This is a genomic window from Nostoc sp. KVJ20 (genome assembly GCF_001712795.1).
Taxonomy (GTDB): Bacteria; Cyanobacteriota; Cyanobacteriia; order Cyanobacteriales; family Nostocaceae; genus Nostoc.
Map to the genome: position 1 here is coordinate 1 of NZ_KV757640.1, position 12,403 is coordinate 12,403.

General features: G+C 40.6%; 10 protein-coding genes and 1 pseudogene. 8 read left to right on the forward strand and 3 right to left on the reverse strand.

Annotated elements, in window-relative coordinates; all coding sequences use genetic code 11:
• The 7 genes and pseudogenes from A4S05_RS20875 to A4S05_RS20905 all read left to right on the forward strand — a co-directional run.
• Positions 1–425 (forward strand): annotated as a pseudogene (locus A4S05_RS20875) (hypothetical protein); the annotation flags it as partial.
• A 417-nt stretch (positions 426–842) separates the two neighbouring features.
• On the forward strand, positions 843–1,802 hold the full coding sequence (locus tag A4S05_RS20880; protein WP_069071722.1) for a ParM/StbA family protein: 960 nt from the start codon (positions 843–845) through the stop codon (positions 1,800–1,802).
• A gap of 5 nt (positions 1,803–1,807) precedes the next feature.
• Positions 1,808–2,098 (forward strand): hypothetical protein, encoded by a 291-nt coding sequence (locus A4S05_RS20885; RefSeq protein WP_069071723.1) that lies wholly within the window; start codon positions 1,808–1,810, stop codon positions 2,096–2,098.
• A gap of 433 nt (positions 2,099–2,531) precedes the next feature.
• The gene (locus tag A4S05_RS20890; protein WP_069071724.1) at positions 2,532–3,590 is read left to right on the forward strand and encodes a BMP family protein; all 1,059 of its coding nucleotides are present in this window, start codon (positions 2,532–2,534) and stop codon (positions 3,588–3,590) included.
• 180 nt (positions 3,591–3,770) lie between these two features.
• A complete protein-coding gene (locus A4S05_RS20895; protein ID WP_069071725.1) occupies positions 3,771–5,252 on the forward strand; it encodes an ABC transporter ATP-binding protein in 1,482 nt (493 codons plus the stop codon).
• Positions 5,239–6,297, forward strand: a complete 1,059-nt coding sequence (locus A4S05_RS20900) for an ABC transporter permease (RefSeq protein WP_069071726.1) — start codon at positions 5,239–5,241, stop codon at positions 6,295–6,297. Before A4S05_RS20895 ends, A4S05_RS20900 begins: the two co-directional genes overlap by 14 nt.
• Positions 6,298–6,373: 76 nt before the next feature.
• Positions 6,374–7,312, forward strand: a complete 939-nt coding sequence (locus tag A4S05_RS20905; RefSeq protein WP_069071727.1) for an ABC transporter permease — start codon at positions 6,374–6,376, stop codon at positions 7,310–7,312.
• Between the two features lie 33 nt (positions 7,313–7,345).
• Here the strand turns inward: A4S05_RS20905 and A4S05_RS20910 are convergent, their stop codons facing one another.
• Together A4S05_RS20910 and A4S05_RS20915 are read right to left on the reverse strand one after the other, a co-directional pair.
• A complete protein-coding gene (locus A4S05_RS20910) occupies positions 7,346–7,555 on the reverse strand; it encodes a hypothetical protein (RefSeq protein WP_176727053.1) in 210 nt (69 codons plus the stop codon).
• Between the two features lie 291 nt (positions 7,556–7,846).
• Positions 7,847–11,302 (reverse strand): hypothetical protein, encoded by a 3,456-nt coding sequence (locus tag A4S05_RS20915; RefSeq protein WP_256091059.1) that lies wholly within the window; start codon positions 11,300–11,302, stop codon positions 7,847–7,849.
• A gap of 4 nt (positions 11,303–11,306) precedes the next feature.
• Here A4S05_RS20915 and A4S05_RS20920 point away from each other — a divergent pair, with 4 nt between their 5' ends.
• Complete coding sequence (locus A4S05_RS20920; RefSeq protein ID WP_176727054.1) at positions 11,307–11,636, forward strand: hypothetical protein; 330 nt, start codon at positions 11,307–11,309, stop codon at positions 11,634–11,636.
• 428 nt (positions 11,637–12,064) lie between these two features.
• Here the strand turns inward: A4S05_RS20920 and A4S05_RS42650 are convergent.
• Positions 12,065–12,403, reverse strand: a 339-nt coding sequence (locus A4S05_RS42650) for a hypothetical protein (RefSeq protein WP_084227178.1), incomplete at its 5' end; no start/stop codon positions are given.

Genomic DNA, 12,403 nt, shown 5'->3' on the forward strand with positions numbered 1-12,403 from the left:
AGCTACAGCACTCACCAGTTACACCTGGCAAGTTAAGTATGCTAATAACCTAACTAGTGAACCACGACCCCGCATTGAAACCTTTGCTAATACTTCACTGGTGAATCGGAATGGAGTAAAACCATCAGGAGCAGTTGTTGGCCCAGATGACCAAGGGCTATGGTGGCCTACCTTACCGCCACGACCAAGTGTTGATGAAGTTGAACAACGTAAAAGACCTCAAGAAGAGGTAGGTAAACCTGAATTGATCAAAGATATAAAGTACTTTCCTGACCTATGGAGTGGGTAATACTCAGAACACGCTACCTACTAACTATGAAGTTTATCGACAAGTGGTAAAAACCTACCCCCAAAGAACTCCTTTGGAATTGACTTTGGGTGTGAATGATAATTCAGTAGAAAAAGCTGAACCTGTAAGCAAGTAGTAACCCACTCGTTACGTAGTCAGCAAGAAGTTAAAGATCAAAACTGAATTGCTTTTCAACAAAAAATTGATAGTAAAGTATAAATCAAAGAGTCAACAACGATCTAATTTAATTTCTGCTGCGTTGATAAAAAAGATTTCAAAAATTCCTGATGGGGGCTATATGGGGGCTATACATACCCCAACAATAGCTCAAGACTTTGGTGATATTTTGACCCCTATATAGGATATATATAGGTGCTATATGGGGTACATTTGACTGGCTAATATTTTATACCCCACTTAGCCCCCAAGGGGTTATGATAAACTCTTGAGTCTGGATCAAAAAGGGGTAGTTATTTTATTTTTCTCTCCCCCACTCCCCAAAATTATCTGAACAGATAGCTTTTACAAATCAAAGTGTATTACCTTTGTCTTTATGTCAAACATTCACACGTTGCAAAAAATTTTTCCTGCGGGTTTCGATAACGGTTACGGAAGCCTAAAACTTTTAGTCGATGGCTTTGAAGTAGTTCGTGTCCCCAGCTATATAACTAATGCCGAGATGGAAGATGTACCCGGACGAGTAGTTTTTAACGGTACTGCTTATACAGTTGGAGAGTCTGCTTACCGTACAGGAAATTATTTTGACCGAAACACAGACAGTAATGAAAATAAAGTCAACAACGCATTATTGACTTTATTGGGTGCATTGGCGCATCTACCACACCGTAAAGCTTGGCACTTAAAATTAGTCGTCAGTTTACATGATGTTGCTCTGGCATCAGAACTACAGAAAGTACTCAATGGAGAATATCAGCCAATACTTGCTGGCAAGCAATCAGAAGTAAAAGTAGAAGTGCTGAAAGTTGTGCTAGAGGGGATGGGTGCATTGTTTGGGCATCCATTACCCAAAAAGCTAACTATTTTAGACTTTGGCAATGGTACGACCCTGTATTCTCGTTACAACCGGGGTCAGCGAGAAGTTCACACTGCTTACCCTATAGGTGTAGAAGTTCTCATCGATGATATCTCCCAAAAGATGAAACATTTAAATGGCGGAAAAATCGGAGATCCATCCAAAATCCGATTTTGTTTGGAAATGGGGCATACCCGATACAGCCGTGACATCGATATCAAAGATATATACAGTGCTTCTTTAAAAGATTGGTATGAAAAATACTTGAAGAAAGTGGTGAATCTGACACTTGATGCCAAGCACCAGGGGGATGAAATCTGGGCGATTGGTGGAGGCTGTCTGTTACCAGGATTTAAAAAGCTGTTGGAGAAAAACGGCTTCAAAATCCTGGACAATCCGGTAGAAGCCAATGTCTTTGGGCTTTTAGAGATGGCAAAGACCATTTCTGCCAAGAATTCAGCATCTACATCTATTAAGTGATCGCAATGGCAGACAAACTTGACTTAACCCCAGAAAAAGTTCGGATCAAAGATAGCTACCGTGAGCGGATATTTGCCGAATCACAGCAACTAGGTAAAAGTTACCTGGAGACGCTCTACTTTATCATTGATTGCTATTTTGCTTTCAGGAAGGGTGCATTTCCCACACAACAAGCGGCTTTCACCCCGATTAATACAGAAGATAACAAAGTCTCTTCAAGGAGTCCAACTCCATTTATAGAGGAGGAAGAAGAAGATTCTGATGGAGAAACATTCAGCCTTAATTTTGATTTGTAACCCCTAGCTCAATAAAGTCTGACACGATTAACTTTTTATCTTTTCTTTAATTCTAGGTTTTTACTATCGCTCTTCCATCACTCTCATCAAACAATAATCGAAGCAGAAAACTGAAACTATCACCCAATCAAGGTTTGAGGCTTTATTTTCTCATAGAAATTCAAAAATCTAGCTAAAAACTGAAAACCGAAGTCTCGTAAGCCTTGCAGCGATTACTTTTCCCAAGACTGATGGAAGAGCGCTATAAGAATCCTATTTGATTTTTGAAAAAGAGTACGAGATAATACGGCTGAGTGAACAAGTGTAAAAGCAGACTATGATAAACGAGGAGAGACGTTTTTGTGTCTTGATTGAGAAATCCGGGAGAAATTGTTTCTAAAAGACCACCTACGACTTTAGAGTTTTGAAATAACTATCTATCTGAAGGCGAGGTATGACAACAAGCTTTAGTCGGCGTGAATTTATCTTGTTTGGTTCAGCAGCGTTTGCTACTAGCTTAGTGGTGCAAGCTTGCAGTAATAAGCCGACGACACCAACAGCGACAACAACGGGTGGTACTGAAGGGTTTAAAATAGCGATCGCTCTTCCTGGAATGATTACTGACAAAGGCTGGAATCAATCTGGTTATGAAGGAATTAATCTAGCAAAACAAAAGCTAGGTACAGAAACCGCCTATGTAGAAAAAGTAGCACAAGCAGATCAAACAGAAGTATTAACAGATTTTGCTCGTAAAGGCTACAATGTCATCTTCGCACATGGCGGACAATTTGATGCTGCAATTGAACAAGTCGCCTCACAGTTCCCCAATACATTTTTTGTGGGTGTGAATGGTAATCTTAAGGCTGAGAATATTGCTTCTTTACGAATAGATCACCTACAAGCTAGTTATTTGTGTGGCATTATTGGTGCTTCTGTCACTAAATCTAATAAATTATCTTATATTGCTGGAGAGAAGTTCCCCGCTACCGAGGGAGAACTCCGGGGATTTGAATTAGGAGCAAAGTCTGTTAAACCAAATATCCAAATTACCTCTACTTTTACAGGTGATTGGAATGATGTTGCCAAAGCCAAGGAAGCAACGCTCGCATTAATTTCTTCTGGTACTGATGTCATCTATCAATGGTTAGATAATGCCTCAGCCGCAGTCTTACAAACAGCAGGTGAGAAAGGAGTATATGCTTTTGGCAACACCAAGGATCAATTAGATGTTGCACCAAAAGCTGTTTTAACCAGCGCTGTAAAACGCTTAGATTTAGCCATCGCTTACATAGCAGAATTAGCTAAACAAAAACAAATCAAAGGACAAATATATACAATTGGGTTAGAAAGAACAGATATCTTATTTTTAGGAAAATTCGGAGGAATTATACCAGAAGTCGTAAAGCAAAAGGTATTGAATGCAAAGCAAGATATTGTTAATAAAAAAATCGTTTTTGAAGACTGTAAAGAAGCTGGGAAAGATACGCGCTGCGTAAAAAAAATAACAACATAGTACCGCAGCGCGGAAGCCAAAAAGCTTACAGGGCAGACTTTTTGGCGATTTGGAATGGGCGGTTTATTACGCTGTACTGTAATAGGTTTAGTAAACTAGATTAAAAAACTTTTCTAGTGAGGACTTTAGTCCAGATTTTGAGGACTAAAGTCCTCACTACGAACTATCATTTTAGTCAATATGAACTATTTACGCTTAAACAATATTACCAAACGCTTTGGGTCTTTTATTGCTAACGACAATATCAACCTCTCTGTTGCATCTGGAACCATTCATGCAATACTAGGCGAAAATGGTGCAGGTAAGAGTACTTTAATGAATATTATTAGTGGACTCTATCAACCTGATGCTGGGGAGATTTATCTTCAAGAACAATCAATAAAAATTACTTCACCAAATGAGGCAATTAAATTAGGGATTGGCATGATTTACCAACACTTCATGCTTGTACCGAAATTGACTGTCACAGAAAATATCATCTTAGGGATGGAGAAAACTTGGCGGCTAAATTTACAAGATAAACAGCAACAAATTGCCGCATTATCCCAAGCTTATGGATTAGAAATTGACCCCACTGCCAAAGTGGAAAATTTATCTATTGGGGCACAACAACGGGTAGAAATTCTCAAAGTTCTCTACCGGAGAGCAAAGTTGTTGATTCTTGATGAACCTACAGCAGTTTTGACACCACCAGAAGTAGAATCATTAATTGCTATCTTGCGACAATTGGCAGCCGCAGGTAACACAATCATTTTTATCAGTCATAAATTAGAAGAGGTAATGAATCTCTGTGATTCAGTAACAGTTTTGCGCCAGGGAAAGGTAGTAGCAACAATATTAACTTCAGCAGCGACACCTCAGCAGTTAGCAACATTAATGGTAGGACGTGAGGTAAGTTTACAGTTAAATAAAAGTCCTACATTACCAGGAGAAATCATTCTATCGGTGCAAAATTTACAAGTTGCTGATGAAAGAAATATTCCGGCTGTAAATAATGTATCTTTTGAACTGCGGGCGGGAGAAATTTTAGGAATTGCTGGTGTCGCTGGGAATGGACAGCGAGAATTAGCTGATGCCATTGCTTTTGTGCGGACTATTAAGCAGGGTAAAATTGAGTTTACGCCCAAGCATTCCTCAGTGGGCTACATTCCAGAAGATAGGCAGACAATGGGATTGGTGTTGCAATTTAGCATCGCCCAAAATTTGATTTTAAAAGCTTTTAAATATCTGCCATTTTGTCGCCGTTTTTTGTTACAACCAGAAGCGATCGCAAATCGTGCCCAAGCTGCAATGCAAGAGTTTGACATTCGGGCGAATGGGATTGATATCAAGGTAAGTCAGCTTTCGGGAGGAAATCAACAAAAGGTGGTGTTAGCGCGAGAACTGGCGCAAACACCAGCTTTAATTATCGCTATGCAACCCACAAGAGGGTTAGATGTAGGGGCGACAGTAGCCGTCCAGTCTCGAATCTTAACAGAACGCGATTGCGGTGCAGCAATTTTGTATATTTCTACTGAGTTAGAAGAAGTGATGGCAATGAGCGATCGCATTGCCGTAATCTACAGAGGTGAGTTTTTGGCTATTTTGGATGCAGCCACGGCGAAGGTTGAAGAAATTGGTTTTTTGATGGCTGGTGGGGGGTTAATCAATGATCGCAACTAATCGTATGAAATTCCTGTTACCAATCCTATCACCCCTAATTGCGATCACATCCGCCCTTATCATCGGTGCTATCCTCATGCTAATTGCTGGGGCAAATCCCATCACCGCATACAGCATTTTATTTCAAGAATCTATCTCTACCTACTTTGGATTTGGTAACACACTCACCAAAATGACACCGCTATTGTTCGCTAGTTTGGGCGTGTTAGTAGCATTGCGGGCTGGGCAATTTAATATCGGTGGAGAAGGACAAATTTATCTGGGTGCATTGGGAAGTACTTTAATTGGGTTATATGTGCAAGGATTACCTGCGGTGATTCATATCCCCTTAGCACTTTTGGCAGGATTTTTCTTTGGTGCAGTTTGGGGTTGGATTCCTGGTTATCTCAAAGCCATCCGCGGAGTGAATGAGGTAATTACTACATTATTGCTCAACTATATCGCGGTGAATTTAATTAGCTACCTCGTACAAAACCCATTAATGGCCACAGGTGCGCCTAGTCCTTATTCGCCATTAATTGCTAAAACATCGCGTTTGCCGATTATCTTACCGCAAAGCCTTGCCCATGCTGGAATTTTATTCGGTTTAATTGCCGCAGGTATTTTATGGGTATTGTTAGTGCGATCGCCTCTAGGTTATCAAATTACAGCAGTGGGATTTAACCCGATTGCTGCCCGTTATGCCCATATATCTGTTGAACGTACCATTATGCTGGTGATGGCTTTTTCAGGTGGTTTAGCTGGGTTGGCTGGGAGTTGTGAGGTGATGGGGTTGAAATATCGGCTATTTGAACAAGTTTCACCAGGTTACGGATTTGATGCCATTGCGATCGCTTTTTTAAGTCGTGGTAGTGTTATCGGTGTAGTTTTGACTTCTTTGTTTTTTGCAGCGCTTCGCAGTGGTGCAAATGTGATGCAGCGTAGTGCAGGTGTGTCGGTTACAGTAGTTTACGCGATTCAGGGGTTTATGGTGTTATTTATTGCTATCAGTCTCGCAGTCGAAAGAGAAATAAGAGTAAAAACGCAGAGGGACGAGAAGGTTTAACGCAGAGGAACACAAAGAAAACTCTGCGATACTTTATGCTTCCCTCGTGCCTTCCTCTGCGTTTAAAAATAACTCCATGAATAATCTCAACTTCTTCTCCGATTACTTAATAGCTACCTTACGCCTAGCCGTCCCCTTAGCATTTGCAGCCCTTGGAGGATTGTACTCGGAACGATCGGGTGTATTAAACATCGCCTTAGAAGGAATGTTGCTTACAGGTGCTTTTACTACTGCTACTGCCACTTTCTACACAGGTAATCCCTGGCTTGGTATCCTCGCTTCCTTAATTGCAGGTGGATTAGTCGGACTACTCCATGCTGTTTTGTGTGTAACTTTGTGTGTCGATCAATTGGTATCTGGGCTAGCAATTAATCTCGTCGCAGCTGGATTAACATCGTTTTTAGCCCGGTTAGTGTTTAGTGGCAGTAGTACGCAGCAGTTATCTGGAATTGGGGCAATTACTATTCCTGGTTTAGCCAATATTCCCCTAATCGGGCCGCTACTATTTCAGTCAGATTTTTTAGTATATTTATTATTTATCTTAGTCATTTTAACTACATACATTTTATTTAAAACTAGCTTTGGATTGACATTGCGGGCAGTGGGAGAATCTCCGAAAGCTGCTGACACGGCAGGAATTTCTGTAGCATTTGTTCGTTATATCGCTGTGGTGATTAGTGGCTGTCTTGCGAGTTTAGGAGGTGCTTATTTAACTCTCGTACAAGTAAGATTTTTTGCGGAGGGGATGAGTGCTGGTAAAGGATTTATTGCGATCGCAGCATTAATTTTTGGCAGATGGCATCCTATAGGTACTGCTTTAGCTTGTTTGCTATTTGGGGCTACAGAAGCTTTACAACTGCGAATTCAGGCATTAGGGGCAAATATCCCTTACCAATTTTTAGTCATCCTACCTTATGCGATCGCTTTATTGGCATTAGTCGGTAAGTTGGGCAAATCTACACCCCCTACAGCTTTAGGTACTCCCTACTTTGCAGAAAATCGCCACTCAGACTAAAAAAACGTTCCTTCGACGAACTCAAAAACAGCACTAAAGTTGTTCATGGCTATCACGTAACTCAAGTAACACATCATCCAAAATTGCACTACGACCCAGAACACGGTCAACGTTACTGGTAAGCTCTCTCATTTCTTGACTGAGTACATCCAGTTGTGCTTGCGTGTTTGCTTGTCTTTCAGCTACACCCAAGATTATTTGCTCAATACGGTCTAGTCGGTTAGGGAAAGGTGCGTCGGTCATTTTCAAGAGTGTTTAACTTCTATAATTTTACTTCGTATAACCGGGTTTAAGATTTGTAGCGCTCGAACTCAAGTGGTAAGGGTCTACTATCAATAATTCATTCATTTGCCCGTAAACCAAGTTTGGCACGAAATTCTTTGTCGTATTTTGTGGGAAGAATTCAGTTCTTCTGAATTCAGAATGACTGAATAGTTAAAGAATCAGGAGAACATTTGATGAATAAATATATCAATCATTCTAGATTCCTGATAAATTCTGGCTCCTGACTCCTGGGTGCTGAATTCTTACAATCTATCTTTGTAAGTCTATTTGTTGTGTTTGAGATTTAGCTAATATTTTATCAATTTGAGTATTAGCATCCTCAAAAGTTTGCAATATCTGTGGAGTTAGTTTATTAGTCTGCACCTGACCAGATTGCAAGTTGAAAATTACCTCTCCATTTTTCTGCGAAATAGTTAAATTCCTCTGCTGGGTATTGAAAGCCAAGTCATAAATTTTTCCAAGAAATTGAGTGCCATTCTCATTAGACTTACCCCAGATCATGCCAATTCTCTGAGCAATTTGAGTCAGCCGACTGATGACTTCAAGCTCAGATGTATCTTTATTTATTACTGTCAACGCTTCGGCTGATAATTGCTCACCAGCTTTAAACCCATTTGCCACTTCCACAATGCGCTTTTTGTAATTTTCCGACTTCCCTAACTTATCTGCGGCATTGTACCAATTTCTCAAGTCATCAATAGTAACTGATTGAGGTTGGACTTCTTGGTTGGGTACGGCTCTGTTTTGTGTTTCAGGAAACGGGACTATAAAACCCTCCACATAATCTCCTAAAGGCTCTAAGTGCAGCCCCCACACCTGCTGTTTACCCGTGAATAGTTCTGGTAATGCCTTGGGTGAGTGCTTTTCCATATCAGCCCACTGCTGTTGATAAACAGGGTCAGCAATCATAGAGGGTGTGATTTGATACTGTTTCCCGACTCGAAAGGCGACTTGTTTATCAATGCCTGTAGCTAGAGCTATATCACCCTGTTTAAATCCATACTGTTTGTATGGCTGATAAGCTCTAGTGGTATGAGTCCGACCATATCCTCTCATCGCATCAATGCAAGTATCCACGGATAAAAGATTGGTGTCACCATGCATCATTAATGGGTAGTTCATCGGAATCGGTTTGCCTTTGATGACAGGAGGGGCGACATTTTGAACCTCTTGGTTTGGGTGGAATTGAGCGCTTTGTTGAGGTGGGGACAATGCTGATTGAGATGGAGGTTTCAAAAACTGTGGTCGTGTGGCGAGGGAATTAACTCTTTGTTGATAGTCACTATCCGTTTCAATAATTGCCCCGAATTTCTTGGTCATGTTCTCCAAAGTTTTGGCAGGGATGGAGCTATCAACCAAGTTAAATACCGCTAGACCTTTTTTAGTTTCTCTGATAACATCTTCCATTGGTACTTGCTGCCATTCAACTTTTTGAGCAGTTAACCATTTAGTCACAGTCTCAGCTTTATGGTTGTCAACAGCCAAGCCCATGACTCCAAGTTTTTTGTTTGATTGGGTAGAAAATAAGAAAGTAGGACGCTCTTTAATATGATGTAGAATTTTCGCACTACTCTCAATCATATACAGTTGCTGAGGGTTAACTGATTGAGTCCCAAAAGCCTGAAATTCCTTCGTCCATTTCTGCGGATATTCAACGGTATTAGGGTCAATTTGAGCGCAAATAACAGAGAAATTACTTTCAAGGATCGCGGTCGCGGATGTAAGTTGTCCGGTTTTGAGTAGTCCAAGCTGTCTGAGCGCGTCTTTGTCTTTTTTGAAGTGCAACACTCCCAGGGGTTCACCATTCAAAAATACAGCATCTCTAGTTTTAGAAGCTGAGGTTTCGATAGTCAGTTTTCGGTAATCTTGATCATTAAATGTCTGACCAGAAAAATCATAAAAGTTAATTTTATTAATTTTGAGGAGATTCCCATTGGGAGATTCACCCAGCACAAAAGCTTGATCTCCAGTTTCAGAGATAGAAGTAAGTTTTAATTTGAGGGGATTACCATTTTTTAGGTAATCAACTTGTTTCAACTGTTGGACAGAATCACTGTCTAACTCACCCAGAGTTTTGCCATCAAGTTTGATTTTCACTGTTTTGTCAGTCACCGGCACAGTACCAAACTCTAAATTTACGGGTTGGTCGTTAAAAACAAGTCCTGCATAAGAGAAGTTCTTGAGTTCGCGGATAGTAATTTCAATCGGCTCGTTTCCTGGCAGTCCAATAGTTGCTTTGGCAGTGGCAGGTTCTACCCCAACCATACTTGCTTGTGCTTTCGTACCAATGGGAAGCTGTGCGGTTCTGGTTCCTAACATGGCGAATTCCTTGTATTCGCCGTCACTATCCTGGACAAATAACAATCTGGAAACATGGCGCTCATGCCCAACTGGGTGGTGAGAGGCTCTGATTTCTATCGGGTGTTTTTCGGTGGGATTCCAGTCTCGACCCAAAAATTGATTCGCTTCATTCAAAAGTGTGACTAACTTCGGTTCAGTAAATTGCAATTTATCTAAGCAAGAAATAATCTCAGTTGGGAAAGCAGTGAAAGCAAAATTAGAGACTTTTTTATCAATGTTTGATGACTCAGTACTCTCTTTTCTTGCAACTTCAAGATCATCCTGGCGTGATGCACAGATGTCCCAAGTGGCGGCGGCAGATGCAAGTTTTTCTGACTCTGGGATAGAGGCGTAAAATACAAGAGCCATCTCTTGCGCTAGGGCAAAGAGTAGTTTAATTTGACTTCTAGTAAGTTCTGGTTTAAATTCTATTACTTTAGCTCCCTGCGTAGTCATCCCCGGTTTGAGGTTGTGGTCACTTACCGACTGTTGGCTAACTGTTCCCAGTTTATGGTATACGGGTTTCTTATCCTCCCCAATCTCATCATCTATCTGTGCAACTGCTAATAATTTATGGGGGCGTTCACTGTTTGTGAATTTAATCTCATCTAGGCGAATATTAAGTGTCTGCGCTTTCCAGATTAGGGGATGCCCGTAGCGGGTGAGGTTGGTAATTTCGAGTTGCGTTCCTGAATCTGTTTGAACAATTGCGCTAGGGCCAGACTCTGTTTCTCGCCGCCTTGAGGCACGAACCGCAGCGTTGAATTTCCGATCAAACTCGTACTTGGCGGCAACTGCTGCAAATTTTTGCTGTGGTGTAAATTCTACTCTTTTGAATAAGTCTTTAAACTGGACGATAGGACGCGATTCTAACTGTGATTCTTGGAAATATTTATTGGTTTGGCTAATTAATAATTCTACTGGTGAGTAACCTTTTGGTGTTATCCCTGTACTTAAATAAACTGTTTTTAATTTCTTATCTTTAATATAATTAACATCACGATACAAGTAGCGGCTGTTTTCCCGGATTTTATCCATCTCAGGTTTTTTAGCACTTTTGAATAAATCAACCGCTATTTGGTTTTGATAACACCCCTCACCGATCATTTCTCGGTACATCAGGCGGTTAACATCCATTGCCTGCTGAATAATCTCTGGAGTTCTTTGACCCAAAGCAAGTTCAACAAACCCTTGCATATAAGATTTATATTCTTCTCGGATTAACTTTGGCTCTTTCTGGTGTTCTTGCTCAAATAGGACTTTATAATGACTAGAAACTTGGTCTAAATAAGTTGATTGTTGTTCTAAGGTACCGTAAGTTTTAAGTACCTCAATTTCCGATTCTAATGCCTCCAGTGCTGTCACTTGATTGTTGATTATACCTACGCTGATGCTATCGCTGGTGGAATTTAACCCTGATGGTTCTCTCAGACCTGAATATGTAGAATATGCTCGTCAAATTGGCATCAGTGAAAGTGCCCTAGCACAGCTTGAGTGGCGTAAAAAAATGGAGGTTGATGATTACAATGAAATGTCTGCCGCTCACGTAGAACAAGGCATCAACTTTGGTGAATGGTTGATGGAAGGGAGGATTGGAAACAGTAGAACATACGTTCAACGTCGGCAGCAGATGGAGCAAGACCTGCGTAACTTTGAGCCGGAAGACAGTTTGCCTTTCGACAAGGACACCTCTTATTAAAGTAAGTGAGTTACGCTGTAAAGAAAGTTTTTATCCATCAAATGCAGTGATTTGACCTGAATATGTGAAAAAAAAGCGATCGTCTCACCTTGGGCATGAAAGTAAATATTCATAAACTGCCTTTTTACTCCGTTAACTTGAAAGATTTTAGAGATTGTTGATGGAGTACCATAGTCAGTAATCGCAGTGCAGTAAATAAAAAGGAGTCAGGAGTCAGAATTCAGGAGTCAGAATACTCCACCCATGAAGGGATGAAGTTTTAATTCAGGAAGAATATTTTAATTTTTTCGCTTGACTTCGGGCGTTAGCGTAGCGGGACGAAGTACGGTTTTACCCAATATTTATGAACCACTCGTACAGAATTCATGCTGAATTCTGACTCCTGACTTCTGAATTCTTCTTATAAATATACCGCCCTGTCATTGTGTTTATCTATGATGTTTTTTACTGTGTGGTGGGGTGTTTTTTGATAATTCTTTGCCAAGAGATAATTCCGACGAAGAATTATTAGATATTGGTGAAGTAGCTATTTTATATATGGCAAAACAGCAAGAAATAGCGACTATTGAGATTAAAGTAGCCTGACCAATTATTTGCCAGCAGTTGAAAGTCAGTTGAGGCTGAACTCGCTTAAAGAAAACAGACTCCAACTTCTGGTGAGTCGTACAATTTTTCAAGTACTCCAAAACTTGCAGACATTGAGAGATATCTTCGCCTTTATGTACTTTTTGGCACAGCAGAATTTCTAAGCGTTCAATGCGACGTTC